The sequence below is a fragment of the Pseudoalteromonas sp. BZA4 genome, from assembly GCF_040104395.1.
Lineage (GTDB): Bacteria > Pseudomonadota > Gammaproteobacteria > Enterobacterales > Alteromonadaceae > Pseudoalteromonas.
Genome location: NZ_JBECOT010000030.1, coordinates 14,132 through 39,485, shown reverse-complemented (window position 1 = coordinate 39,485; position 25,354 = coordinate 14,132). Strand labels below are relative to the sequence as shown.

Genomic DNA, 25,354 nt, shown 5'->3' with positions numbered 1-25,354 from the left:
ATATACATACTTTAGGTTTTCTGGGCATGCTTTCTGACTCTTTAAAAAAAACAATTCGGCAAATTCATAAGCATGTTGCTGATAACCTCACCGATTATCGCCCTCGAAGTAGTCAAAACTATTTAGTTGCCGAGATAGCAAAAACGCTGGCTGGCGAATATCACAAGAGCCAACGAATTTGTGTTATTGAAGCAGGCACCGGGACCGGAAAATCGTTAGCGTATTGTTTAGGGGCATTGCCCTTAGCGATGGCCAAGAAAAAGAAATTAGTGATTTCTACGGCAACCGTTGCCCTACAAGAGCAGTTAATTAGTAAGGAGCTGCCTTTTTTTAAAGAGCACTCTGGCCTAGACATCAAGTTTGATTTAGTGAAAGGTCGACAGCGTTATATCTGTGCACAAAAACTCAGTGCCGCCGTTAATGGCGACAGTCAAACGCAAATGGAGTTTATGCCGACCCTGTCATCGCCGCTTTCTGATATGGAAACTAAATGCTTAAAGCAACTTTATGATGCTTATTCAAAAAAACAATGGCAAGGTGACCGCGATAGCTGGGCTGATACTATTCCTGATAAAGTGTGGAATTTAATTGCCTGTGATAAGCATTCATGCCAACGACAAATGCGCGCTCATCAGCTCTGCCCTTTTCATATGGCACGTCAGCGTCTTATGCAAATGGATGTGCTAGTGATCAACCATTCTTTATTACTGGCTGATCTTGATTTGGGTGGCGGTAAAATTCTACCTGAGCCTGACGATACAATTTATGTAATCGATGAAGCGCACCATTTAGCGCACATCACCCGCGATTTTTCTTCTGCTGCAGCAACCATTAAAGGCACCATAGACTGGCTAGACAAACTGGTAAAATTTGCTGGTAAAATGGCTAATGTGCTCGTAGGTCAAAAAGCGATTGGGCAAAATTTTAAGCTCAGTGACAGTATCAATGATGCTGGTAAAAACTTAAAAGTGGTGCGTGATATTCTTGATAACGCAGACTTTAATTATAACAGTGATGACACCTATCGTTTTGAACATGGTGAAATCCCTGCTTCTTTACATGCCAAAGCAAAAGATATTAGCGATGCCACCCTTGATGCCCTAAGAGCACTCAACAAGATGCATGACACCTTAGTGCAAGACGTAAGTGATGGTGATATAAAACCTTATGTGGCTGATCCAATCTTGGCAGAAAGTGGTCAGTACATTAACCGTTTAGAGTTATTAAACAAGCTGTGGTTTAGCTACGCGACAAAAGGCGAAGGAATTCCCCATGCGCGCTGGATCAAACGCTTAGAATATAAGAACCATCACGACCATTTACTCAGTGATTGCCCTATTGAAGTTGGCTATTACCTAAAAGATAAACTATGGAATCAATGTGCGGGTGCCGTACTTTGTTCAGCCACCTTAACTGCATTGGGTTCATTTGATCACTTTGCCTATGAATGCGGTCTTGCCAAAGAAGAAGGCGTAAAATACATAAAAGTCCCTTCTCCGTTTGATTACCCAAAACAAGCGACGCTACATATCCCTGCCAGCCATATTGAGCCGACCGATAAAGCGTTTAGCGACCACTTGGCTGAGCAATTACCTAAGTTCCTTGATGATAAAAAAGCAAATTTAGTGTTGTTTGCCTCTTATTGGCAGATGGATCATGTTGTTAAAGCGCTGCGTAGCAAAGGAATTGAGGTCTTAGTGCAAGGTGAAATGTCTCGTGAAGCACTGCTTAAAAAGCATAAAGCTAATGTAGATTTAGGCCGTGCTAGCTATTTATTTGGTACTCAAAGTTTATCTGAGGGTCTTGATTTACCAGGTAAATACTTAGAAAACCTGGTAATTACAAAAATTCCATTTGCGGTGCCTACCTCACCAATAGAAGAAGCGCAGGCTGAGTTTGTGCAAAGTAAAGGTGGCAACCCGTTTCTTTCGATAACCGTACCTGATGCGGCAAAGAAATTAGTACAAAGCTGTGGTAGACTACTGCGCAAAGAAAATGATCAGGGTCGCATTACTATCCTTGATCGCCGTTTAGTGACCAAGCGATATGGCAAAGCCATGCTCGATACCTTGCCACCTTTTAAAAGACAAATTGATTATTAATGTTTGAATTAGCTTTAGACCCAGCAACCTGGGCACTATTATGCGCAGTCGCACTGGCAGCGGGCTTTATTGATGCAATTGCAGGCGGTGGCGGGATGTTAACTGTGCCAGCGCTATTAACTGCAGGCTTACCGCCCCATCTCACCTTAGGTACCAATAAACTTGCAGCGAGTTTTGGCTCATTGACGGCCAGCGTGACTTATTTTCGTAAAAAGTTGTTCAACCCACGGTTTTGGGCTGCATCTATTTTAGCGACAGCTATTGGGGCACTCGTAGGCACTTTAGCGGTTGATTACTTAAGTATTGAATTTTTAAATAAATTACTACCGGTGGTGATTATTTTAGTCGCTTGTTACAGCTTATTTGGCAGTTTGAGTACAACTGAGCATAACGAGTTACCAAAGCTTGATAGCAAAACTAAATTTAAACAATGGCTACAAGGATTAGGCCTTGGTTTTTTTGATGGTTTAGCAGGCCCCGGCACTGGCACATTTTGGACAGCCTCAAATAGCCTATTATATAAAATGAGTTTGTTGCTTAACTGTGGCCTTGCCCGCTCAATGAACTTTGTTTCAAACTTTATTTCTTTGATCACATTCGTGGCGCTTGGCCATGTGAACTTTTTACTTGGTATCACAATGGGCTTTTTCTTGATGCTTGGAGCATGGTTAGGAGCACATTCAGCAATAAAGTTTGGTAGTAAAATGATCCGCCCAGTATTTAACACTGTGGTTATAGTGTTAGCATTAAAGTTAATCTATGAGGCTTATTTATAAATGCAATCGACTGCTTTTGATAAACTACGTTCACAAATTGAAAGGCTCAAACAATTAGCCACACAATTTGATAAGGGTAATTTATTTGCTAAAAATCGCTATATGCAAGCCCAACCAAGTTTGTTTGATAAAGCCGTGTTTAGCACAAAAAGTATGAAGCTAGCGGACTACGTAAGCGAAATCGAAGATGAGCTTAACAGCTTGCCGCCTGCTGAGCATCGCCATGCTTACCAATATGCACTTGAGCGCATTACCCTTCAGGTAGAGGCGGTATTTAATGTGATCAAATCAACCCCTGTATGGGCTAAAGAAAATAAGTACAGTTTTAAGCCAAAAGCTAAACCACAGGTTTATAAACAAGCAGTTAAAAAAATCATGCAGTCATCCCATGAACTTTATGACGAACTAAAGCAAAACCATGAGTTTGAACGCCGCTTAGTATTGATGATCGAAGAGCGAAAACTAAAACTTGAAGCTGCAAATACACAGCAAGCAGCCGAAATTAACAAAGAAATACTCGCATTACACGCAAGACTTGGCCGTTGTCGTAAGGCAATTTCTGCCACTGAAGACAAAATTCAACAGGTCGAGAAACAGCAGCTGAGATAATGTTTTACTACCATCCAAGTTATTCAGCGTTAGCTTTACCTGAGCGTCACCGCTTTCCCATTGATAAATATCGCTTGTTAAAACAGCTTGTCAGCAACTTCATTGATGAACAGTATTTCATTACCCCACAACAAGCCACTAAAGCTCAGCTTACTCTGTGCCATAACCCCGCGTATGTCGACGCATTTTTAGCTGGTAGTCTTGATAGCAAAGCCATTAAAAAAATGGGCTTTCCTTGGTCTACCCAATTGGTTGAACGAACACTTTACTCTGTTGGGGCGAGTATTCAAGGCGCTGAGTTTGCATTACAACAGGGTGCTGCTTTTAACCTAAGTGGTGGTTATCATCATGCTTTTTCAGGATATGGTAGTGGCTTTTGTATTTTTAATGACTTAGCGATAGCTGCTGCACACTTGATTGATACTGAGCAGGCCGACACCGTATTAATCTTTGACTGTGACGTTCACCAAGGCGATGGCACAGCTGAAGTTACGCAACTACATCCTCAAATAATTAGCTGCTCAATTCATTGTCAGCAAAACTTCCCCCGCATTAAGCAGCAATCAAACTACGATTTTGCCTTAGAGCATGGCACTTCAGATGCTGAATACCTAGAGACCGTCAAACAAGCTTTAGCCCTAACAACTAGACTCCACCAGCCAGATATCATTTTGTATAACGCCGGCGCAGACATCGCAACAGATGACGAGTTAGGGCACTTTCAAGTTAGTTTAGAAGGCGTGTATCAACGTGACTATTTTGTATTAAACCAAGCAAAGCAAGCAGAAATCCCAGTGTTTGCAGCCATGGGCGGTGGCTATCAACGAAATGTAAGCCGTTTGGTTGATGTTCACGGTCAGCTTTTTAGGGCTGCTGTCGATTTATTTTAAAGCTTGGTATACACTAAAAGTGACTGTTTAATTAGGCTTATTTTGTATGAAAATGCATGACGACATTCACAACTACTATGAAAAATTAGTTGTCGAAGACATCACTAAACGCAACTTAGAATCAACCTATAGTGATGATATTATGGCAGATTTATGCTGCACCGTATTAAACCAACTGCCTGCCCGTTACATCCGTTACGATGTCGATATGGAATTTTATTTACCTCAAACAGAGCGTATTAAAATGGAGCAACAAGTGCAAACGGCCATCGATGTAGCGATCAGCCAAGTTGCTAAGAAAAAGGAACTGCAAAAATGAGTAATGAGTTAGATAGCGCGCCTAACTACATCAAGATTGCTGTAGATCTCATTATGCTCTTAGAACAAAACGACGTACCTGCCGAAGATGTATTAGCAGCTTTAGAAATCGTAAAGTCTGATTTCGAAAAGAAACTCCCACAATCAACTGATTAATAGTCCGAAAATGGCGAGTATTGGGGCATAAATTTGTTATGCTCAGGTTTTATAATTTAAGAATGTAAAACCATGTCATTGCCAAGTTTATTACGCTTATTCATCCTTGCTGCTATTTGGGGCGCTTCCTTCTTATTTATGCGCATGGCAGCGAATAGCTTAGGCCCTGCAGTATTAATTGAGTTAAGAGTCGGCTTTGCAGCAATAACACTGTTTATTTTTGCGCTGTACTTACGCAAGAAACTGGCTTTCACGACCCACAAAAAGCATTTTTTCATTATTGGCGCGCTTAATTCCGCCATTCCCTTTTTATTGTTTGCCTTTTCAGCACAAACAATTAATGCATCTACCTTATCCATATTAAACTCAACAACGCCAATTTGGGGCGCCATAGTCGGTATTATTTGGAGTAAAACCAAACCCACTAAAAGTATGCTGCTTGGCTTGCTATTAGGCTTAACGGGCGTAGCCATTTTAGTGGGGCAAAATAGCCTCACTATCGACAGCCAATCTATCACAGCAATTGTTGCGGCATTGTGTGCTTCACTCAGCTACGCCATCGCATCCCATTACACTAAACATGCACCTAAGTTATCTGCTTTTGATAATGCCCATGGCAGTATGTGGGCGGCGAGTATCATGGTACTGCCGCTTATTTTTGTTATTCCCGCCAGAGAAATGCCAAGTAACGAGGTTATGCTTGGTGTGGTGGCACTCGGAGTGCTGTGTACTGCAGTGGCATATATCTTGTTCTTTCGCTTGATTGATGACATTGGCCCAACCTCCGCGTTGACTGTTACTTTTTTGATTCCACTTTTTGGCATAGTGTGGGGAAATTTAATTTTAGATGAGCAAATTGGTCCCAATACCTTGGTTGGCGCACTGTGTGTTATCGCAGGTACCATGCTGGTCACTGGCTTTATTCGCATCAAGCCATTTCTAAAACGAAACACCTTGTAACAGAATGCAAATTGCATTTTTAAATACAATCTATATTCTGTTAGATACTAAAAAAGGAAGGAGAAGTGTATGTCAGGTACTACCATGGTGGTGTTAATCGTGCTGATATCAGTCGGCTCTGGGGTAATTTATGATATGTATAAAAAACACCTTGAGTTTAAATCACGAACTTTAAAAAATTCAAAAGAAGCAAACGAACATGTAGCCGAAGTAACAAAAGAGTTGCAAGAGCTAAGAGAGCGTGTACAAACCCTCGAAGCCATTGTCACTGACTCTAGCTACAACGTAAAACAAGAGATTAATAAACTTTAATTAAGTTAACTCTAATTAAGACAATAATGCACTGTATTGTTCAAGCACAGGCTGATAATAATCGGCGTCTTGATTTAACATGCGTTGGTAATGAGCACATAACTGCTTTAAATATGTTTGGTGCTCTTTATTTGTTAGCTGCCACATTGAGTGCCCAACTCGAGTGATCTGTTGCGAGGATGACGCACTCATGGCAATAACTTCATAAAATCGTTTGTTTTCACACACCAACTGCTCAGAGACGAGCCCCAATGGCAGTGTTTGTAAATAGCTACGAACTTGATAACTGTGATGCACTGGGCAAACAATAAAGTCGATATGCGTATTTGGCTGTTGGCTTACAATCTTCGCTAAGAACTGCACTAACAACTCACCACCCACTCCAGCAATAATAACAAGATGGCGTTTTTTAGGATCTGGTGAAATCATTGCTACATCTTGGCAATGTACCTGCCAACGGCCGCGTTGCTCTCTTTTAGCAAAACGTTCGAGTTTATCACCTAGTGCCTGCATTAACTCAGGCACAATATCAACAAAATGTATAAGCGGTGCTTTATCTTGCTGTAGCAGCTCAATGCCTAACAAACCGTGATCACAGCAACAATCCCAGATTTCGTCATAACCTGAATCTACCACATCAATGATGGCTGATAGTCGTTTACTCAGTGCCATTAGTTTGCTGTTTTATAAACTAACGCTTTTAAGCTGCGATCACTGTCTACTTCAATAAAACCATCGGTAGGAGCTAATCGCTCAACAAAACTAATTGCTCCTTGTGTATGATCGCTAATGAGATCTTTAAACGCCTGCTCTGAAAGCTCAGGGCTATTGGCACACAGTAATAATTGGGTGTTTTCATTTAACAGCTCAGGTAAACGACGCAAGATTTTTTGATAATCCTTGGTCAATATAAAGCTGCCCTTTTGAAAGCTCGGTGGATCAACAATGATTAATTCATAGGGCGCTGATTTTTTTAGTTTACCGAATGATTTTAAAATATCGTGCGGTAAATAACTAACCCCTTGAGCAAAACCATTTAGCTGATGATTTTGTTTACCCGTGCGCAGCACACCTTTATTCATGTCCATATTTATAACTTGGTCTGCCCCACCCTGCATTGCTGCAACAGAGAAGCCACATGTATATGAAAATAGGTTGAGCACTTTTGCATTTTTACTATTGGCTTGAACAAACTCTCGGCCACGGCGCATATCAGGGAAAATCCCAGTATTTTGGCGACTCAATAAATCGACTTTAAACTTAATACCATTTTCACTGACATGGTGCTCTTGGGGTAATTCACCAAACATCAGGGCATTACGAGTGTTAATGCCACTACGTTGTTGGAAAACCAATGCACTTACAAGCTCTGGCGCATTCTGTTGCGCCCATTGCCACAGGGTATCAGTTAATTGCGCAAGCACTTGTTCATCTATTTCTTCATATGAAACTAAAAAAAGTGCTGGCGGATAAAAGTCTAAGTTTATGTGGCTCAGCTCAGCGACTGAGTGACCACGGCCATGGAATACACGACATAATTCATTAGCAGCAAGTGGAGCCTCTGCTAAGGCACTTAAAATGGCAGAAAAATCGTTTGTCATCATCTTTAGTTAATTAACTGTTGTTGTAATTCGTGAATTTCATCACGCACAGACGCCGCTTTTTCAAACTCAAGATCGCTAGCATAAGCATGCATTTTCGCTTCAAGGGTTTTGATTTGGCTAGCAATATCTTTCGCGCTGAGCACTTGTTTAGACTCTTTACGCACCAACTTAAGGTTATCTTTCGGACTTGCCTCTTCACCCACATCCATAATATCGGTGATACTTTTAACCAGTGCTTGCGGCTCTATACCATGCTCAAGGTTATAAGCTTGTTGTTTTTCACGGCGACGGTCTGTTTCATCAATGGCTTGTCGCATCGAGTTAGTTATGCGGTCGCCATACAGAATCGCTTTACCATTTAAGTGACGCGCAGCACGACCAATGGTTTGAATAAGTGAGCGAGTCGAACGTAAGAAGCCTTCTTTATCAGCATCAAGTATCGCAACAAGTGAAACCTCTGGCATGTCGAGACCTTCTCGCAATAAGTTAATGCCCACTAACACATCAAACACACCGGCACGTAAATCACGGATAATTTCGACTCGTTCAACGGTGTCGATGTCTGAGTGCAAGTAGCGAACTTTTACATCATGGTCGTTGAGATAGTCGGTTAAATCTTCTGCCATGCGCTTAGTTAAAGTAGTAACAAGTACCCGCTCGTTCACTTCAACTCGTTTATAGATCTCAGAAAGTAAGTCATCAACCTGGGTGCCCACAGGGCGCACTTCAATTTCAGGGTCTATAAGCCCGGTTGGACGAATGACCTGCTCAGCAACCTCCCCTGATGAGCGCTCAAGCTCAAAGTCACCAGGTGTTGCCGACACATAAATAGTTTGCGGCGCAATGGCTTCAAATTCTTCAAAGCGTAATGGGCGGTTATCTAATGCCGATGGCAAGCGAAAGCCATACTCAACAAGATTTTCCTTACGGCTTCTATCGCCTTTATACATAGCACCAATTTGCGACACAGTAACGTGTGATTCATCAATAATCATCAATGCATCATCAGGTAGGTAATCTAATAATGTCGGAGGTGGATCGCCTGGTGTTCTGCCAGATAAATATCGCGAGTAGTTTTCAATGCCTGAGCAATAACCAAGCTCGGTCATCATTTCAATATCGTACTGGGTGCGCTGAGCAATACGCTGCTCTTCCACAAGTTTGTTGGCACTAAGTAGCTGAGCTCGGCGGTCTTTAAGCTCACCTTTAATTTTATCAATGGCATCAAGAATTTTTTCACGGGGAGTTACATAGTGAGTTTTCGGGTAAATAGTTGCGCGCACAATGTGCTTTTCAACAGCCCCTGTAAGCGGGTCAAAAATACTTAAACGTTCAATTTCATCGTCAAACATTTCCACACGAACAGCGTAAGTATCCGATTCAGCTGGAAATATATCGACCACTTCGCCACGTACACGGTATGTACCGCGGCTAAATTCAATATCGTTGCGTGTATATTGCAGCTCAGCAAGACGACGCAGCATATCGCGCTGATCGACGGTTTCACCCACTTTCAGCAAGAGCATCATCTTCATGTATGAGTCAGGGTCGCCCAAACCATAAATAGCAGACACCGAAGCCACAATAATGGTATCGCGTCGCTCAAGCAGCGCTTTGGTGGCACTTAAACGCATTTGTTCAATATGCTCATTGATGGAGGCGTCTTTTTCAATAAAGGTATCGCTGGCAACAACGTAGGCTTCTGGCTGGTAATAATCGTAATAAGATACAAAATACTCAACCGCATTATGAGGGAAGAACTCTTTCATTTCGCCATAAAGCTGTGCAGCGAGTGTTTTGTTGTGTGCCATGATGATAGTTGGACGATTCAAATCATTAATAATATTGGCCATGGTGAAGGTTTTACCCGTTCCCGTAGCCCCTAATAATGTTTGATGCGCAAGCCCAGCCTCTAGGCCATCTTTTAATTGTGCTATTGCCGTTGGTTGGTCACCACTTGGCTGAAACTTAGAAACTAGTTGGAAATGGTCGCTCATGAATGACACTCCTTCATATATGACTCACTTAACCCATCAACTTCTTTGATAAACCATTTATAGGCAACCATTGCAGTGAATAAGTTACCAATCGCCGCACCAATAAATAAACCGGTTAAGCCTGCAATTTCGCTGCCTATATAAGCAAAAGGTACATAAAAAACAAACAGGCGTACTACACTTAAAATCAGTGCATTCATTGGTTTATGCAGAGCATTAAATGAAGAGTTAGATAAAATAATCACCCCTTGCAGGCCATAACTCAACGGCAAGATATAAATGAATAACTTAATCACATCCATTACCGCTTGCTCTTTACCAAATACATCAGCGATAAAGCCAGAGGTTAACAGCAGTAAAATATAAATAGCGAACTGCCAAATCATCACGAATTTCAAGGTTTTTGTGTAGGCTTCTTTAACACGCTCAAACTTACCTGCCCCAAAGTTTTGACTCACAAATGGCGGCAAGGTCATCGACAAAGCAAGCACCACAAGGCTTGCAATAGATTCAATGCGACTGCCTACACCAAACGCCGCTACCGCTTCAGGACCATGTTTAGCCACTAATGCTGTCATGACCGCCATGGCAATAGGTGTCAGCATATTTGCGCCAGCCGCAGGTAAACCAATTTTAAGAATTTTACGAATCGAGCTAAGCGGCGTTTGTACACCAGCATGCAAACTCAATAGACCATTTTTTACCGCAAGGATGTATAAAATGATAACGACAGCAACTGACCATGCAATAACACTAGCAATAGCTGCGCCTTGAATACCTAATGCCGGAACAGGTCCAAAACCAAAAATAAGTATAGGGTCTAAGATGGCATTAATCAGCCCTGCTCCACCCATAACAATGCTCGGTGTTTTGGTATCGCCACTGGCTCTAAGCACTGAGTTGCCAACCATAGGGGTAATTAGAAATACGCTGCCTAAGAACCACACACTCATATACTCATGAATAAGCGGTAAGACTAATTCGCCAGCACCCAATAACTTAAAGATCGGATCTATTAATAAATAACCTACTACAGATAAGCTAAACACCATCACCACCGATACCAACAACGACATGCTGGCATCAAAACGTGCTTCATCTAACTTATCACTACCAAGTGCTTTAGCTATCACCGCAGAGGTACCTATCCCTAAACCAATTGCAAGGCTAATAACAGTAAAAGTAACAGGAAAGGTAAAACTGACAGCGGCGAGAGGCTCTGTACCTAACAAACTAATGAAGAAGGTATCAACCAAATTAAACATCATTAGGGTGATCATGCCAAAGATCATAGGAATGGTCATTTTTTTCAAGGTTGGCAGAATGGGTGAGTTTAAAAGATCAGGTTTAGTTTTGCTCTGCGGTTTCACGCTCATGGGAATACTTTGCCTCTTTTTCTGAACCTGTAAGTTTAAAGCATCCTTCTCCTGCAAGCTATGCTTTATTAATAGAATCAAAATTCATACACAAAACTATTACTTTTGACGCTTTGACATAAAAATAACGACTAACCCTCATAAAAAACAATATAAAAACAAGTTTAATAGCTTTGTTACAATTAAAAGGCAGTATTCGCTGTTTTTTTACACAATAAATAGCACCATTTCATCGTCACGAATAAATTTACTCATCAATTCAGCAAGGCTTCAGATAAAAACACTAACACATTGATTTAAAATGAATTAAAAAAAGTGAATTAAATACTTGAAATTGCTGTAGCCCTCGAAAATCCTAGCACTATAGCTGTTCTTAAAGTTTAATAAACAGAGTTATCCACAGAAACCGTGGATAACTCTCTAGAAGCCGCAAATATAAAGGCTTTTAAGGCTAGCCTGAAACGCACAATACTATAAATAGCAAAGCATCTTGTTTTAACCCTTTTATAAGTTTAGTGAAAAGAAGGCGCAAAAAATGTTCTACAGCAACGTGAACTTAAGTATGACAATTAAAATACAAGGAAAGATTACAAGCTAAACATCTGATAAAAAGAACTAAAATTACCTTGTGTATAATTGAAGCCAACTAATTTTAGAATTTTCTATCAAAAATCGGGGAACCCTACCTTTACCCCATTAAGGAAATACACTAAAAAATATCAGGAGTGGGAACTGCCACGAAAAGAATTAGATCTATTTTTTGCCATCCGAAAAAAACATTACATAAATAGTGATTTCCTCGATTTGGTAAAGAATGACTTAGCAAAGAAACCTTTTTTATATTTTTAAAAAATGACTCAGCTCAAAAAGCATGCAAAAAAGTGATGCATTCGACATAGATCCCCCGCTGCTAAGCAAAAAATGTTGAGCTTTTCAGCTACATTTTGCTCAGATCGAACATAAAAACATCGAATAAGCTTCTTTTTTGAATTTATGAAGTTTTTATGTTGACACTTTGCAATGCTGTCATTAATATTTCGCCCCGTTGAAAGGCATGACGCTTCCCCCTTAGCTCAGTTGGTTAGAGCGACGGACTGTTAATCCGCAGGTCCCCCGTTCGAGTCGGGGAGGGGGAGCCAAGTTTTTCAATGATAAACGATTCCCCCTTAGCTCAGTTGGTTAGAGCGACGGACTGTTAATCCGCAGGTCCCCCGTTCGAGTCGGGGAGGGGGAGCCAAGTTTATGAATATGATTGTTCCCCCTTAGCTCAGTTGGTTAGAGCGACGGACTGTTAATCCGCAGGTCCCCCGTTCGAGTCGGGGAGGGGGAGCCAAATCATAGCACCACACTATTCTATTTTAGTTCCCCCTTAGCTCAGTTGGTTAGAGCGACGGACTGTTAATCCGCAGGTCCCCCGTTCGAGTCGGGGAGGGGGAGCCAACTCACAGAAAACAATCAAGTTTATCTACTACTATTCTTCGATTGTATTAGACTTTAAAGCACTTATAATCTACCCTACATTAAAGTTATTTCTAAAGTTATTTCTATTGCTTACGATAGATTACAATAACTTTAATAAAAGCGATCAATCATGGAATTGATTCCTTCCTTTCAGGCTTTTAAAAGAAAATAAACATGGCTGGCTTTAAAAAACTTATATTTATACAACTGATATCTTGGCTGCTGTTTGCTTTATTAGGTGGTTATTTTATTGCACTTAGTTTTGATAGTGCCGTCAGTGATGCTCAGCATAAAGCTCAACGCGTCGTTAACACATACATTAATTTACAAACAATAGAAGAGCTTTCACCTGATAAAATTAAACAAACCCTTGCCGATGGCAATACTTTTTCAAAGTTTGTTTTACGCAATAAGTCTGGTGAGGTGGTTACCATGGTTGAATCAAACCGTCCCCTGCCCTTGTTTGCTGAAATTGTAAATAACAGTTTAAATTCAATCCGTCCTCAATTTGCTGTTAATCAAGCATCCGATATAAAAGTTGAATTTACGATCAATGCTTATGACTTAGCCGAACTTTTACAACAATCTTTATTCGTCGTTATTTTGATCTCAGGCCTCATCGCCCTACTTCCTATTATTTATATGAAGAGTATGTTCAGCCGCCTTAATCGTAAAATTAGTACTACCGTTGCAGATATCGTAGATATTTATATTAATCAAAACCAAATTGATGATGGTCTAGAGCAAGCGATGGATGCTTCCCGCTTAAAAAGGCTGAGCAAAGATTTAATTCCATCATTCAATCGCCTATCACATTTCTTACAAACTAAGCATGATGATATTCAAAATAATGCCCTAAGCATTAAAAAAGAAGCGTATAAAGATGTAGTCACAAACCTTGGCAATCGAAATATGTTTGTTGAGTACTACGAAAAGCACATTGAAAACGCAGAAAAGAGCACCTTTGGCTCGCTTGCGATGGTTCGTTGTAGTGAACTGCAAGCCATTAACCAAACTAGAGGCTACCAAAAAGGTGATGAATACGTTAAAGGTGTAGCTGATATTATTAAGCATATCAGTGGCACATATACAGGTAGCCAGGTTTTTCGATTAAACAGCTCTGACTTTGCGGTGGTACTGCCTAATACTCCTCTTAAAGAAGCAGAACGCTTTGGTGATAATTTACAGTCTCGTTTTACACAGTATCAACAAAATCAAGAATTAAGCTCAGTTGCCAACACAGGTATTGTCGGTTACGAAAAAGGTAAGCCGCTTGGTGAGTTATTATCAATTGTTGATAATGCTATGAGTATGGCGCAATCAAAACAAGCAAATGCATGGCATGTGCAGCGCGAAACTGACTTAGTTAATAATGCTAGCGCAGGTTTTGGTAATCAAAACTGGCGCAAAGTAATTAATGAAGTGATCGAAACAAAACGTGTGCATTTGGTTATGCAAAACATCATGCCAATAGGTAAAAGTGTTAAGGCCTATGCAGAGATCCAAGTTCGTTTTAAAACAGCAGAAAACCAAATGCTGCCTACCGCCTCTTTCCTTGCTATGGCAGAGAAGCTTGATATGGCAATGGAGATTGATCGCTTAATTATCGACACCACTTTAGAAAAAATTAAAACCCGTAATTTCTCAGAAAAATTCTTTGGTATTAATGTTACGGCATCAAGTGCTCACAATGATCAGTTTGTGATCTGGCTTGAGCGCCGCCTACTGAAAGACAGTAACATCGCATCGAAGTTAGTGTTTGAAGTCAGTGAATTTGGTTTACAACAAAACATAAAAGCAAGTAAACGCTTTATCGATATGGTACACCGAGTAGGTGCACGTATTACTGTAGAACGCTTTGGTGTGGGGTTAACCTCATTTAAATTCTTTAGAGACTTAAAACCTGACTTTATCAAAATGGATGCAAGCTATACTCGCGGCCTCGAAGAAGATAAAAACAATCAATACTTCATGCGCTTAATGGTGGATTTAGCTCACCGCATTGGTGTGAGTGTATTTGCTGAAGGCGTAGAAAGCCAAGAAGAAAAACATATCATCGAAACACTTTGTTTAGATGGTGTGCAAGGCTATTACATCGAAAAGCCAAAAGATATATAAGCCCCTCTTTTAGGCCCAAAAAACCTTACTGTTTTTGGGCCTATTCCAGCTATTAACTTTGCTTTAACACTTTAATCGCAAACAGCTTTGTTAATTTTAGCTATTCGTCCCTCATGTGTTGTGTCGGCCCCCATAAAAAAGGATAATAGAGCCGTTTTTATTCTCGTGAGGCACGCATGACAGAGTATGTCTTGTTATTGATTGGCACTGTGCTAGTCAACAACTTCGTTTTAGTTCAATTTTTAGGTTTATGCCCGTTTATGGGTGTATCGGGTAAGTTAGATACCGCGATTGGTATGTCTTTAGCCACAACCTTTGTACTTACACTTGCCTCCGTGACCAGTTATCTGGTGAATCATTATATTTTGATCCCGCTGGATATCGAATTTTTGCGTACCATGAGTTTTATTTTGGTTATCGCTGTTGTCGTGCAATTTACCGAAATGGTGGTGAGAAAAACCAGCCCGACACTTTATCGCTTATTAGGGATTTTCTTACCACTTATCACCACTAACTGTGCTGTATTAGGTGTTGCCCTACTTAATATCAAAGAAGACCATTCATTCTTACAATCGGCTGTGTACGGCTTTGGTGCCGCAGTGGGCTTCTCTATGGTGTTAATACTGTTTGCCGCATTACGTGAGCGTTTAGCTGCGGCTGATGTCCCTGCTCCTTTTAAGGGTGCTTCAATTGCGATGATCACCGCAGGCCTTATGTCGATGGCCTTTATGGGTTTTACAGGATTAGTGAAGTTTTAATATGACCTTGTTTTATGCTTTGATAGCGTTAGGTTCATTAGCGCTAATATTTGGTTTAATTTTAGGTTTTGCCGCCGTTCGTTTTCGCGTTGAGAGCAACCCTATTGTTGACCAAATTGATACCATTTTACCGCAAACACAGTGTGGCCAATGTGGCTACCCTGGCTGTCGTCCCTATGCAGAAGCAATTGCCAATGGTGACGAAATAAATAAGTGCCCGCCAGGCGGCGAAGCCACGGTAAAAAAACTCGCTGATTTAATGGGTGTAGAAGCAAAACCGCTGGCTGGCGGTGAGCAAGCAGATCCTGTTAAAACTGTTGCCTATATTCGTGAAGATGAATGTATTGGCTGTACCAAATGTATTCAAGCCTGCCCTGTTGATGCCATCGTTGGCGCAACCCGCCAAATGCACACTGTATTAATTGATGAATGTACCGGTTGTGACTTATGTGTTGAACCATGCCCTGTAGACTGTATTGATATGCTGCCTGTAAAAGAAACTAAACAAACCTGGAAATGGCAATTAAACGCAATCCCTGTGACTCAGGTAGATTAGGAGCACAGATGGAAAAGTTAATAGATCAAATTAAACAAGGCAAAGTGTGGTCTATACCTGGGGGCATTCACCCACCGGGTCAAAAACTGCAATCAACAACACAAGCCATTGCAAGACTGCCACTACCAGACAAGCTCGTTGTTTCTCTAAAACAACATATTGGTGCTAACGGTAAACTTATTGTTGAAAAAGGCCAGCAGGTTCTAAAAGGCCAAGCATTAACTAAACCAAGCGGTAATTGGTCAGTGCCTGTGCACGCGCCAACATCAGGCTTGATCAGCGATATTTGCCCAATACCCTCTGCTCACCCGTCGGCGTTGCCTGAACTTAGCGTTATTATTGAACCTGATGGTGAAGATAACTGGTGCGAGCTTAACCCTGTAACTGATGCCAAAGCACTTTCCCATGATGAGCTTGTCGATATTATTCATCAAAGTGGTATTGCAGGTATGGGCGGCGCAGGTTTCCCAACCTATGTAAAAGCTGATACCCGTAAAGCCATTGAGTTTTTAATTGTTAATGCCGTCGAGTGTGAACCTTATATCACTGCTGATGACATGCTAATGCGCGAACATGCCGATGGCATAATTGCCGGTATTGAATTAATGCAGCAGCTGTTAAGTCCACAGCTGACAATTATTGGTATTGAAGATAATAAGCCCGATGCTATTGCTGCCATGGAACAAGCAGCACAACATAACGACAGAATAATAGTACAAACTGTACCAACGGTTTACCCCTCTGGCGGTGAAAAACAGCTAATTAAACTGCTAACGGGCAAAGAAGTCCCAAGTGGTAGTATTCCTGCCGATATTGGTATGTTGGTGCAAAATGTCGGTACTTTGTTTGCGGTAAATCAAGCCGTACATGAAGGTAAACCTCTTATAGAGCGTGTAGTAACGGTAACCGGTAACACCATTCATAAACAAGGTAATGTGTGGGCTTTACTAGGCACTGAAATTAAACATTTATTAGACTGCCAAGGCTTTTCTCCGGTTCCACAGCAACGTGTGGTTATGGGCGGTCCAATGATGGGCTTTACTTTACCAACCGTGCGTATTGGTGTGGTTAAAACGACTAACTGTATTTTAGCGCCAGATCACCAAGAGCTTGCTGAGCCGGGTGATGAAAAAGCCTGTATTCGTTGTAGTGCCTGTGCTGACGCCTGCCCTGCTTCTTTGTTACCTCAGCAATTACAATGGTTTGCTAAGTCTAAAGAATACGACAAACTCAACGAGCACAATTTATTCGATTGTATTGAATGTGGCGCCTGTGCTTATGTTTGCCCAAGCGAAATCCCCTTGGTGCAGTACTATCGTGTTGCTAAAGCTGAAATCAAAGAGCAGCAAGCAGAGCAAATCAAAGCAGAGCGAGCAAAAGAGCGTTTTGAAGCACGTAAAGAGCGCTTAGAGCGCGAACAAGAAGAGCGTCAAAACCGCCATAAACGTAAGCCGGCTGCTAAGTCAGATGGCGAAAAACAAAAAGTGGCCGATGCACTCGCGCGTGTTAAATCTAAATCTGATGATAAAGACAGTAAGTCGGCTGTCGCTGCAGCTATTGCCCGTGCGAAAGCGAAAAAGCAAGGTGCTGAGCTTGAGCCTGATAACTCTGAAGTAGCTAAAGAGCGTGCAGCGCGTAAAGAACAAGCACGTAAATACAAAGAGCAAAAAGCACTAGAGCAAGGTGAAGAAGGCGTCGATAAAGACGATAAAAAGTCTGCTGTTGCTGCCGCTATTGCCCGCGCTAAAGCGAAAAAAGCCGCACAAGCTACAGAAGAAAACGCTTCTGCTGAAACTGACGCTGCGCCAAAAGATGACAAAAAAGCTGCAGTTGCAGCTGCTATCGCTCGTGCTAAAGCGAAAAAAGCAGCGCAAGCTGCTGAGAATCAAACTGAAGCTGAAGAAGATAGCGCGCCAGTTGATGACAAAAAAGCTGCTGTTGCAGCTGCTATCGCCCGTGCTAAAGCCAAAAAAGCAGCTAAAGAGCAAGCGCAGAGTGATGACTCTTCACAGCAAACTAATGATTCAAGTGCTGAGGCAGATGCCCAGCCACAAGCTGACGCTCCTGAATCTAACGAAGATAAGAAAAAAGCCGCCGTTGCTGCCGCTATCGCTCGCGCCAAAGCGAAAAAAGCCGCTAAAGAGCAAGCACAGAGTGACGATTCTTCAGAGCAAATAAATGATTCAAATGATGAGGCTGATGCCAAGCCGCAGTCTGATGCTCCTGAATCTAGCGAAGATAAGAAAAAAGCCGCTGTTGCAGCTGCCATAGCTCGAGCCAAAGCGAAAAAAGCCGCTAAAGAGCAAGCACAGAGTGACGAACCATCAGAACAACTTGATGATTCAAGCGATACGGATGATTCAAAACCGCAGGTTGATGAACCTGAGTCTAGCGAAGATAAGAAAAAAGCAGCGGTCGCTCGTGCCATTGCAAGAGCTAAAGCGAAAAAGTTACAACAAGAAGGAAACGATAAGTCATGAAACTAACCATGGCGAGTTCGCCGCATAATCATAGCCATAAATCATTAAGCCGATTAATGATGACAGTGATTGCTGCGTGTATTCCAGGCTTAATCGCGCAAGTTTTCTTTTTTGGTAGCGCTGTTTTAATTCAGCTTGTTCTCGCGCTAATTACAGTTAGCGCCTGTGAAGCCGCTGTATTGATGCTTCGTAAACGCAAAGTTTGGCCAACACTCAGTGATGGTAGTGCGTGGTTAACAGGCGTATTACTGGCGTTGAGTATTCCGCCTTTAGCGCCTTGGTGGATTATCGTAATTGGCTGTTTGTTTGCAATTGTTATTGTAAAGCAGCTTTATGGCGGCCTTGGCTTTAATTTATTTAACCCTGCTATGGCAGCTTATGTATTACTACTTGTATCGTTTCCGGTGCAAATGACAAGCTGGTTACCTGTTAGTGATTTACTTGCATCTCCGATAAGCTTCTCACAGCAGCTGTCTGTTATTTTCAATGGCTTTACCAGCGCTGGTTTTAGTGTTGATCAATTACGTGTCGCGATTGATGGCACAACCATGGCAACGCCACTTGATACCGTTAAAACAGATGTCGCCCATCACCTAACGGTGGCTGAGAGCATGAGTAAGCCTCTTTTTAATGACTGGTTTGGTCTTGGTTGGGGCTGGGTTAACCTCGGTTTTTTAATCGGGGGGCTTTATTTATTAAAAGCTAAAATCATTAATTGGCATATCCCTGTTAGCTTTTTAGCCTCATTGGCCGTATGCAGTGGTATTGGTTATATTGCAGCTCCTGGCACAGAGCCAGGCGTGGTATTTCATTTATTCAGTGGTGCAACCATGTTAGGGGCATTCTTTATTGCTACCGATCCAGTTTCTGCATCAACAACGAATAGAGGCCGTTTAATTTACGGTGCGTTAATTGGTCTACTTGTTTACTTAATTCGTACTTTCGGTGGTTACCCTGATGCTGTGGCATTTAGTGTATTGCTGTTAAATATGGCGGTACCTTTAATTGATTACTACACGAAACCACGTACTTACGGCCATGGGGTGAAATAATGATCCTTTCCTCAATGACTAAAAACGGCGCTATTCTTACAGCATTTGCGCTCATTACCACAGGCACTGTGGCCCTGACTCATAGCCTAACTGCTGAGCGTATTGAAGAGCAAGAAAAGCAACAACTTGCAGAGCAACTTCAACAAGTACTTGATGCCCATCATTATGACAATCAACTATACAAAGATTGTGTTGTAATCACCGATGAGCGCCTTGGCCCACGCCCAGAGCAAGTTATTTATCGCGCTTACAAAGATAATAAGCCGTATGCTCTAGTGATGCGCCATGTAACACCAAGTGGTTATAGTGGCGATATCAACTTATTAACTGCGGTTTTTGCCAATGGTGAAATAGCGGGTGTTCGTGTCACTAAACACGAAGAAACACCGGGCCTTGGCGATAAAGTTGAGGTCAAAAAATCAGACTGGATCACCCTTTTCAAAGGCCAAAATGTACTGGGTGAAGATGATAGCCGCTGGGCTGTTAAAAAAGATGGTGGCCAATTTGATCAGTTTACTGGCGCAACCATTACACCGCGTGCCGTTGTCGGCTCAGTAAAACAAGCTGTGCTGTTTGCCCAAGCTGAATTTGATAACTTGTTTGCTGCGCCAAACATCTGTCAAGGAGCCAAGTAATGAGCCAAGTTAAAACTTTATTTAAAGATGGCATGTGGGCCAATAACCCTGCCCTTGTGCAGTTATTAGGCTTGTGCCCGCTACTTGCCGTTACCTCTACGATTACCAATGCATTAGGCCTAGGTTTAGCAACTTTATTGGTTCTGGTTGGTTCTAACGTCACCGTATCGATTGTGCGTAACTGGGTACCTAAAGATATTCGTATTCCTGTTTTTGTGATGATCATCGCAGGCTTTGTAACCATCGTGCAGCTAATGATGAATGCCTATACATTTGGCCTTTATCAATCACTGGGGATTTTTATTCCACTGATTGTTACCAACTGTGCCATTATCGGTCGCGCAGAAGCATTCGCTTCTAAAAATACCGTGCCACTTTCAGCCTTTGACGGCCTGATGATGGGGCTTGGCTTTATGTTAGTTTTAGTGGTGCTAGGGGCAATGCGAGAGCTTATTGGTCAAGGTACGCTATTTGATGGCGCCGATTTATTATTAGGGCCATGGGCTGCTGCACTTCGAATTGAAGTATTTAGTTTTGATAACCAATTTTTATTGGCAATTTTACCACCGGGTGCCTTTTTAGGGCTTGGTTTATTGATTGCTGCAAAAAATGTCATTGATACACAAATAAAATCTAAGCAAGTTGTTACTCCAGAAGCAGAAAAAGGCCCTAGAGCCCGAGTGACAAGTTTAACTTAAAGGAGAGCACGCACCGTCACTGCGTGCTTTACGCCACCATGAATAAAGAAAAGCGCTATGAGATCTTATCTCGTTTACGTGAGCAAAACCCGCACCCAGAAACAGAGCTTGAATACTCAAGCCCGTTTGAATTATTAGTTGCGGTTACCTTATCAGCACAAGCTACAGATGTGGGTGTTAATAAAGCAACCCGTAAGCTATTCCCTGTTGCTAACACGCCTCAAGCGATTCTTGATTTAGGCCTTGAAGGCCTTCGCGATTACATCAAGACCATTGGTTTGTTTAATTCTAAAGCCAATAATGTCTATAAAATGTGTGAGATTCTGGTCAATAAACATAACTCAGAAGTACCAGAGAATCGTGAAGCGCTCGAAGCATTACCGGGGGTTGGCAGAAAGACTGCAAATGTTGTTTTAAACTGTGCCTTTGGCTGGCCGACTATTGCTGTTGATACGCATATTTTCCGCGTATCTAACCGCACTAAGTTTGCTATGGGTAAAGATGTAGTTGCTGTAGAACAAAAATTAGAAAAAGTGGTACCTAAAGAATTTAAGGTCGATGTACACCACTGGTTAATCCTGCACGGTCGCTATGTATGTACTGCTCGTAAACCTAAGTGCGGCAGTTGTATTATCGAAGACTTATGTGAGTTTAAAGAAAAAACGGAATAGTTAAAGTCCTCTCTAAGCAAACAATCTAAAGGTGATGCTCTTCACCTTCCTCTATCACACCATAATCTCATTTTCTAAATGTGCCAAACACAGAGTTTGGCACATATAGTCTAGCCATTATCGCTGGTTTTGGCTCACCTGCTTTTTAATAAATTCTCGCGTATCTCTTAACAGCGCCACTCTTGCTGGTTCGTGAACATACATCATGTGACCGCCGTGATAATAGTGATAGTCAATTTTATCAGCGTATATACCGTGTCTATTTAAGGTGTATTCAGCATCAAAAAATGGCGTGACAATATCGTAATAACCAGAGGCGACCATTACTTTCATTTGTGGATTGCTGCGAAGCACATAAGATAAATCTGGCGCTGTATTGACGTATCTTGGCTCCCAGCCTTGTCCATCAGGCGCTGTGCGCCAGCGCCAGTTATCTGATAACTCAGGATCGCCTGGGTTTAGATATTTTCTTTTCCACTGTACGTTTAAATCTGTGCGCATGTATTTCATCAGTGCCGCTTTATATGCTGGCCCTATCACTTTTGACGCATCTTGCTTAGGAGCTGCTGTTAAATCGTCTCGTTCATCAAGCTTATAACGTCCATCAAGAAAGCCTACTGCGACGCCCTCATCACGCAATAACTCTTTAGCGAATCTAAAGGCATTAATGCGTAAATCAACCTGCTCAATATATTGTTTGCTTAGCCCTGTATAACGGTGCAGGCCGTCAACAATTTGCTTTCGGTCAGCTTTACTAAGGGCATTCCCCTTAAATAAGGCTGGTAGTAATTCATCAACTGCAAATTGTCGGCTCGCATCAATAAACGCTCCAAAATCTCCAGATGTGTCTACTTTTTTATGATACCAAGCGGTTGCAGCAAGTGTGGGTATGTAAGTGATATAAGAAATAATGTTGTCATCAACATAAGGGCTTGAACCTTGATAGTCTAAAGCTTGTGACACAAAAATAATGCCATTTACATTAATCAGGTGTTTATCCATAAGCACTTTAGAAACCGCAGCAGCTCGTGTTGTCCCATAGCTCTCCCCCAATAAAAATATTGGCGCATTCCAGCGATTTTCTTTTGTTAGCCACTGGGCAATAAAATCAGCGATAGAGGCTGCATCTTGATTTAAGCCCCAAAAGGCTTTGCTATCAGTGTCACCTAAAGCGCGCGAGTAACCTGTGCCAACAGGGTCCACAAACACCATATCAGTCACATCAAGTATCGTCTCAGGCGCATCTTTTAATTCGTAAGGAGCCATCCCTGGATGTGAAGCATCGCTTGGTACAACAACTCGTTTAGGACCATAGGCACCCATATGTAACCAATTAGACGATGAGCCTGGGCCACCATTCCAGATAAATGTGACTGGTCTGTTTTTGTTATCGCTTGCAGCTATATAATCAAACGAAAAGATAGCAGCAGTTGGCTCTTCGTTTTTGTTTAATAAATAAGTTTCACCGGCTACAGCTTTGTATTTCAGCCTTTTGTCATTAAAAGTACCTTTATGCTGGGTCACAAATTTAGCGGCTTCGGGTATCGACTGTTTACTGTTGTTTGAATTTGAGACTTCATCTGCATTAACCGCGTTTGTACAAAACGCAAACAATGTAGAGATGGCTACAGTTTTGAAATTGGCAACATACGCCATGTTTTATTCTCCCTCGCATGTTTATCTTTATTTTTATCTGTATCTGGCTTCAGTGGCTTTATCACTTATTGCCCAATTAACCGTGTACTTAAACGATTACTTTTACAGCAAGCACATGTAATTTCAACTATCTGCGATTAACATGTAAAAAGCTTATCCTGTCTCGGTACAAAAATATCAAAGTATTAATTTCACAAGCTTCCGTCCTTTCGTTATGCTGTTGAGTAATGTGAAATTTTTTTATATGAGTTGCTATGTTGCCTTTACTTCGTATCTTATTAATTGAGCAAGATCCTGCCACCTTAAAAGAGCTTTCAACGAACCTAGCAAAAACAATCCCCAATTTTGAGCGCAGTGATGTTGATATCGACATTATTGAGTGCATTGAGCTCAAGCAGGCGTTGAAATATGTAGAGGAAGATGGCGATATTCAAGCTGTGGTACTTAGTTGGGATGTACTGAATAATGGCGAGCGCACCTATAGCCGTTTTATCGAGCAATTAAAAGGCATACGCCTTGAGCTGCCTGTTTATGTTATTGGTGACGATACGAAAGGCTTGGAGATAGTTAACGAGTCAGAAGAAATTGAATCTTTCTTTTTCAAAGATGAGGTCATTTCAGACCCTGAAGCAATCTTGGGCTATATGATCAATGACTTTGATGATCGTTCAGAAACGCCATTTTGGACCGCCTACCGTCGTTATGTGGGTGAATCGAACGATTCATGGCACACACCTGGTCACAGTGGCGGTGCTAGCTTTAGAAATTCTCCGTATATTAAAGACTTTTATCAGTTTTATGGCCGTAACGTATTTGTTGGCGACCTGTCGGTTTCTGTCGACTCGCTTGGCTCACTGTCTGACAGCACCAACACCATAGGCCGCTCTCAAGAATCAGCTGCGGCGACATTTGAAGTAAAACATACCTACTTTGTTACCAATGGGTCATCCACTTCAAATAAGATTATTTTGCAAACTTTGCTGCGTAAAGGCGATAAGGTGATCATTGATCGAAACTGCCATAAATCAGTACATTACGGCATTTTGCAATCGGCTAGTTTACCTATTTACTTATCGAGTATTTTAAATCCTAAATATGGTATCTTCGCGCCCCCTTCATTGGCTGACATTAAGCAAGCGATTGAACAAAATAGCGATGCTAAATTACTGGTTTTAACTGGCTGTACCTACGATGGCCTGCTTAGCGATTTAAAACAAGTGGTTGAATTTGCACATCAGCACGGTATTAAAGTGTTTATCGACGAAGCGTGGTTTGCTTACTCGCTTTTCCACCCGAGTTTACGCCACTACTCAGCTATTAATGCTGGCGCAGACTATGTTACCCATTCGGCACATAAAGTGGTTTCAGCGTTCTCTCAGGCGTCTTACATTCATGTTAACGATCCTGATTTCGATGCCGATTTCTTCCGTGAGATCTACAGTATTTACGCCAGTACCTCGCCAAAATATCAGCTCATTGCTTCGCTGGATGTATGCCAGAAGCAATTAGAAATGGAAGGTTATAAATTACTGAATGCCCTGCTGAATCATGTTGCAGAGTTTAAGCAGCAAATGGCTTCACTGAAACATATTAAAGTGCTCGATAAGCAAGATTTCATGGACATATTCCCACATTTTAGTGGCGATAACATGGGTCACGATCCGCTGAAGACCCTTATCGATATTAGTGAGTTACCGTATTCATTAAAGGATATTCATAAATTCCTATTAGATGAAATTGGCCTTGAAATAGAAAAATATACACACAGCACCATTTTAGTTTTATTGACTCTTGGTGGCACACGCTCAAAAATCATACGTCTTTACAATGCATTGAAGAAACTCGATAGCGGTAAAGTAAAACTTGCCACTTCAATGAGACGCACACGCCTACCAGAGAATCTACCCGCTATTGACTTAGCCTGTATTCCTAGTGATGCATTTTATGGCGAACGTGAATCTGTGCCAATTAGCAAAAGTAACAACCGAATTTGTGCCGGGTTAGTGACGCCTTATCCTCCTGGAATCCCGCTTTTAGTGCCGGGGCAACATATCACTAATGAGCATATCGAATATCTTAAAGAGTTGGCGGGTCAGGGCCTGACAATTCAAGGGAGCTTTGATGGCGAAATTTATGTACTTAAAGGTAAAGTGAAAAGCTAAGGTTTCA

General features: G+C 41.7%; 22 protein-coding genes and 4 tRNA genes. 21 read left to right on the top strand and 5 right to left on the bottom strand.

Features of this window, described 5'->3' with window-relative positions; translation table 11 throughout:
- Nucleotides 1–26 precede the first annotated feature (26 nt).
- The 8 genes from dinG (at nucleotide 27) to ABMY41_RS13245 (ending at nucleotide 6,123) form a co-directional block, all read left to right on the top strand.
- Nucleotides 27–2,102, top strand: coding sequence for an ATP-dependent DNA helicase DinG (gene dinG, locus ABMY41_RS13280; protein WP_194442822.1), 2,076 nt, complete (start codon nucleotides 27–29; stop codon nucleotides 2,100–2,102).
- On the top strand, nucleotides 2,102–2,878 hold the full coding sequence (locus ABMY41_RS13275) for a TSUP family transporter (protein ID WP_289098346.1): 777 nt from the start codon (nucleotides 2,102–2,104) through the stop codon (nucleotides 2,876–2,878). The genes dinG and ABMY41_RS13275 overlap by 1 nt, the downstream gene beginning before the upstream one ends.
- Nucleotides 2,879–3,487, top strand: a complete 609-nt coding sequence (locus ABMY41_RS13270) for a primosomal replication protein (protein WP_054563653.1) — start codon at nucleotides 2,879–2,881, stop codon at nucleotides 3,485–3,487.
- Nucleotides 3,484–4,377, top strand: coding sequence for a histone deacetylase (locus ABMY41_RS13265; RefSeq protein WP_289098351.1), 894 nt, complete (start codon nucleotides 3,484–3,486; stop codon nucleotides 4,375–4,377). Before ABMY41_RS13270 ends, ABMY41_RS13265 begins: the two co-directional genes overlap by 4 nt.
- Before the next feature lie 46 nt (nucleotides 4,378–4,423).
- Nucleotides 4,424–4,696: a late competence development ComFB family protein gene (locus tag ABMY41_RS13260; protein WP_105175122.1), complete on the top strand. Its 273-nt coding sequence runs from the start codon at nucleotides 4,424–4,426 to the stop codon at nucleotides 4,694–4,696.
- Entirely contained in the window at nucleotides 4,693–4,851 is a 159-nt protein-coding gene (locus ABMY41_RS13255) for a YbaM family protein (RefSeq protein WP_082874113.1), read from the top strand. The genes ABMY41_RS13260 and ABMY41_RS13255 overlap by 4 nt, the downstream gene beginning before the upstream one ends.
- A 72-nt stretch (nucleotides 4,852–4,923) precedes the next feature.
- Nucleotides 4,924–5,811 (top strand): DMT family transporter, encoded by an 888-nt coding sequence (locus tag ABMY41_RS13250; RefSeq protein ID WP_349274979.1) that lies wholly within the window; start codon nucleotides 4,924–4,926, stop codon nucleotides 5,809–5,811.
- 69 nt (nucleotides 5,812–5,880) lie between these two features.
- Nucleotides 5,881–6,123, top strand: coding sequence for a hypothetical protein (locus ABMY41_RS13245; protein WP_058583760.1), 243 nt, complete (start codon nucleotides 5,881–5,883; stop codon nucleotides 6,121–6,123).
- A gap of 15 nt (nucleotides 6,124–6,138) precedes the next feature.
- Here the strand turns inward: ABMY41_RS13245 and ABMY41_RS13240 are convergent, their stop codons facing one another.
- From ABMY41_RS13240 to ABMY41_RS13225, 4 genes are read right to left on the bottom strand one after another with little or no spacing between them, the layout of a single operon-like run.
- Nucleotides 6,139–6,795, bottom strand: coding sequence for a tRNA (adenine(22)-N(1))-methyltransferase TrmK (locus tag ABMY41_RS13240; RefSeq protein WP_349274977.1), 657 nt, complete (start codon nucleotides 6,793–6,795; stop codon nucleotides 6,139–6,141).
- On the bottom strand, nucleotides 6,795–7,724 hold the full coding sequence (locus tag ABMY41_RS13235; RefSeq protein WP_349274987.1) for a class I SAM-dependent methyltransferase: 930 nt from the start codon (nucleotides 7,722–7,724) through the stop codon (nucleotides 6,795–6,797). The genes ABMY41_RS13240 and ABMY41_RS13235 overlap by 1 nt, the downstream gene beginning before the upstream one ends.
- Before the next feature lie 5 nt (nucleotides 7,725–7,729).
- Nucleotides 7,730–9,724, bottom strand: a complete 1,995-nt coding sequence (gene uvrB / locus ABMY41_RS13230) for an excinuclease ABC subunit UvrB (RefSeq protein WP_054563646.1) — start codon at nucleotides 9,722–9,724, stop codon at nucleotides 7,730–7,732.
- Nucleotides 9,721–11,100: an MATE family efflux transporter gene (locus ABMY41_RS13225; protein ID WP_058583763.1), complete on the bottom strand. Its 1,380-nt coding sequence runs from the start codon at nucleotides 11,098–11,100 to the stop codon at nucleotides 9,721–9,723. Before ABMY41_RS13225 ends, uvrB begins: the two co-directional genes overlap by 4 nt.
- Before the next feature lie 1,062 nt (nucleotides 11,101–12,162).
- Here ABMY41_RS13225 and ABMY41_RS13220 point away from each other — a divergent pair.
- The 12 genes from ABMY41_RS13220 (at nucleotide 12,163) to nth (ending at nucleotide 21,529) form a co-directional block, all read left to right on the top strand.
- Nucleotides 12,163–12,239 (top strand) — tRNA-Asn (locus ABMY41_RS13220).
- Nucleotides 12,240–12,260: 21 nt separating this feature from the next.
- Nucleotides 12,261–12,337 (top strand) — tRNA-Asn (locus ABMY41_RS13215).
- A gap of 19 nt (nucleotides 12,338–12,356) precedes the next feature.
- Nucleotides 12,357–12,433, top strand: a tRNA-Asn gene (locus ABMY41_RS13210).
- A gap of 30 nt (nucleotides 12,434–12,463) precedes the next feature.
- Nucleotides 12,464–12,540: transfer RNA gene (locus ABMY41_RS13205), tRNA-Asn, on the top strand.
- 195 nt (nucleotides 12,541–12,735) lie between these two features.
- Nucleotides 12,736–14,679 (top strand): GGDEF domain-containing protein, encoded by a 1,944-nt coding sequence (locus ABMY41_RS13200; RefSeq protein ID WP_289098793.1) that lies wholly within the window; start codon nucleotides 12,736–12,738, stop codon nucleotides 14,677–14,679.
- 176 nt (nucleotides 14,680–14,855) lie between these two features.
- Nucleotides 14,856–15,437, top strand: coding sequence for an electron transport complex subunit RsxA (gene rsxA, locus ABMY41_RS13195; protein ID WP_054553689.1), 582 nt, complete (start codon nucleotides 14,856–14,858; stop codon nucleotides 15,435–15,437).
- Nucleotide 15,438: 1 nt separating this feature from the next.
- Nucleotides 15,439–15,993, top strand: a complete 555-nt coding sequence (rsxB, locus tag ABMY41_RS13190) for an electron transport complex subunit RsxB (protein ID WP_054563643.1) — start codon at nucleotides 15,439–15,441, stop codon at nucleotides 15,991–15,993.
- An 8-nt stretch (nucleotides 15,994–16,001) separates the two neighbouring features.
- Nucleotides 16,002–18,473, top strand: coding sequence for an electron transport complex subunit RsxC (gene rsxC / locus ABMY41_RS13185; protein ID WP_349274974.1), 2,472 nt, complete (start codon nucleotides 16,002–16,004; stop codon nucleotides 18,471–18,473).
- Nucleotides 18,470–19,525: an electron transport complex subunit RsxD gene (rsxD, locus tag ABMY41_RS13180; RefSeq protein WP_175083183.1), complete on the top strand. Its 1,056-nt coding sequence runs from the start codon at nucleotides 18,470–18,472 to the stop codon at nucleotides 19,523–19,525. The genes rsxC and rsxD overlap by 4 nt, the downstream gene beginning before the upstream one ends.
- Nucleotides 19,525–20,160, top strand: coding sequence for an electron transport complex subunit RsxG (gene rsxG / locus ABMY41_RS13175; protein WP_054563640.1), 636 nt, complete (start codon nucleotides 19,525–19,527; stop codon nucleotides 20,158–20,160). Before rsxD ends, rsxG begins: the two co-directional genes overlap by 1 nt.
- On the top strand, nucleotides 20,160–20,858 hold the full coding sequence (locus ABMY41_RS13170; protein ID WP_054553694.1) for an electron transport complex subunit E: 699 nt from the start codon (nucleotides 20,160–20,162) through the stop codon (nucleotides 20,856–20,858). Before rsxG ends, ABMY41_RS13170 begins: the two co-directional genes overlap by 1 nt.
- A gap of 38 nt (nucleotides 20,859–20,896) precedes the next feature.
- Nucleotides 20,897–21,529, top strand: a complete 633-nt coding sequence (nth, locus tag ABMY41_RS13165) for an endonuclease III (protein WP_054553695.1) — start codon at nucleotides 20,897–20,899, stop codon at nucleotides 21,527–21,529.
- 117 nt (nucleotides 21,530–21,646) lie between these two features.
- Here nth and ABMY41_RS13160 read toward each other — a convergent pair whose 3' ends face one another.
- A complete protein-coding gene (locus tag ABMY41_RS13160) occupies nucleotides 21,647–23,185 on the bottom strand; it encodes a serine carboxypeptidase (RefSeq protein WP_349274972.1) in 1,539 nt (512 codons plus the stop codon).
- 254 nt (nucleotides 23,186–23,439) lie between these two features.
- Between ABMY41_RS13160 and ABMY41_RS13155 the strand changes: the two genes are divergently transcribed.
- Entirely contained in the window at nucleotides 23,440–25,347 is a 1,908-nt protein-coding gene (locus tag ABMY41_RS13155) for an aminotransferase class V-fold PLP-dependent enzyme (RefSeq protein ID WP_349274970.1), read from the top strand.
- Nucleotides 25,348–25,354: the final 7 nt, after the last annotated feature.

Excerpts from the sequence above, each read along its gene's own strand:
- dinG (WP_194442822.1), top strand. The coding sequence starts at position 27 with ATGCTTTCTGACTCTTTAAAAAAAACAATTCGGCAAATTCATAAGCAT.
- ABMY41_RS13275 (WP_289098346.1), top strand. The coding sequence starts at position 2,102 with ATGTTTGAATTAGCTTTAGACCCAGCAACCTGGGCACTATTATGCGCA.
- ABMY41_RS13270 (WP_054563653.1), top strand. The coding sequence starts at position 2,879 with ATGCAATCGACTGCTTTTGATAAACTACGTTCACAAATTGAAAGGCTC.
- ABMY41_RS13260 (WP_105175122.1), top strand. The coding sequence starts at position 4,424 with ATGAAAATGCATGACGACATTCACAACTACTATGAAAAATTAGTTGTC.
- ABMY41_RS13255 (WP_082874113.1), top strand. The coding sequence starts at position 4,693 with ATGAGTAATGAGTTAGATAGCGCGCCTAACTACATCAAGATTGCTGTA.
- ABMY41_RS13250 (WP_349274979.1), top strand. The coding sequence starts at position 4,924 with ATGTCATTGCCAAGTTTATTACGCTTATTCATCCTTGCTGCTATTTGG.
- ABMY41_RS13245 (WP_058583760.1), top strand. The coding sequence starts at position 5,881 with ATGTCAGGTACTACCATGGTGGTGTTAATCGTGCTGATATCAGTCGGC.
- ABMY41_RS13240 (WP_349274977.1), bottom strand. The coding sequence starts at position 6,795 with ATGGCACTGAGTAAACGACTATCAGCCATCATTGATGTGGTAGATTCA.
- ABMY41_RS13235 (WP_349274987.1), bottom strand. The coding sequence starts at position 7,724 with ATGACAAACGATTTTTCTGCCATTTTAAGTGCCTTAGCAGAGGCTCCA.
- uvrB (WP_054563646.1), bottom strand. The coding sequence starts at position 9,724 with ATGAGCGACCATTTCCAACTAGTTTCTAAGTTTCAGCCAAGTGGTGAC.
- ABMY41_RS13225 (WP_058583763.1), bottom strand. The coding sequence starts at position 11,100 with ATGAGCGTGAAACCGCAGAGCAAAACTAAACCTGATCTTTTAAACTCA.
- ABMY41_RS13200 (WP_289098793.1), top strand. The coding sequence starts at position 12,736 with ATGGCTGGCTTTAAAAAACTTATATTTATACAACTGATATCTTGGCTG.
- rsxA (WP_054553689.1), top strand. The coding sequence starts at position 14,856 with ATGACAGAGTATGTCTTGTTATTGATTGGCACTGTGCTAGTCAACAAC.
- rsxB (WP_054563643.1), top strand. The coding sequence starts at position 15,439 with ATGACCTTGTTTTATGCTTTGATAGCGTTAGGTTCATTAGCGCTAATA.
- rsxC (WP_349274974.1), top strand. The coding sequence starts at position 16,002 with ATGGAAAAGTTAATAGATCAAATTAAACAAGGCAAAGTGTGGTCTATA.
- rsxD (WP_175083183.1), top strand. The coding sequence starts at position 18,470 with ATGAAACTAACCATGGCGAGTTCGCCGCATAATCATAGCCATAAATCA.
- rsxG (WP_054563640.1), top strand. The coding sequence starts at position 19,525 with ATGATCCTTTCCTCAATGACTAAAAACGGCGCTATTCTTACAGCATTT.
- ABMY41_RS13170 (WP_054553694.1), top strand. The coding sequence starts at position 20,160 with ATGAGCCAAGTTAAAACTTTATTTAAAGATGGCATGTGGGCCAATAAC.
- nth (WP_054553695.1), top strand. The coding sequence starts at position 20,897 with ATGAATAAAGAAAAGCGCTATGAGATCTTATCTCGTTTACGTGAGCAA.
- ABMY41_RS13160 (WP_349274972.1), bottom strand. The coding sequence starts at position 23,185 with ATGGCGTATGTTGCCAATTTCAAAACTGTAGCCATCTCTACATTGTTT.
- ABMY41_RS13155 (WP_349274970.1), top strand. The coding sequence starts at position 23,440 with ATGTTGCCTTTACTTCGTATCTTATTAATTGAGCAAGATCCTGCCACC.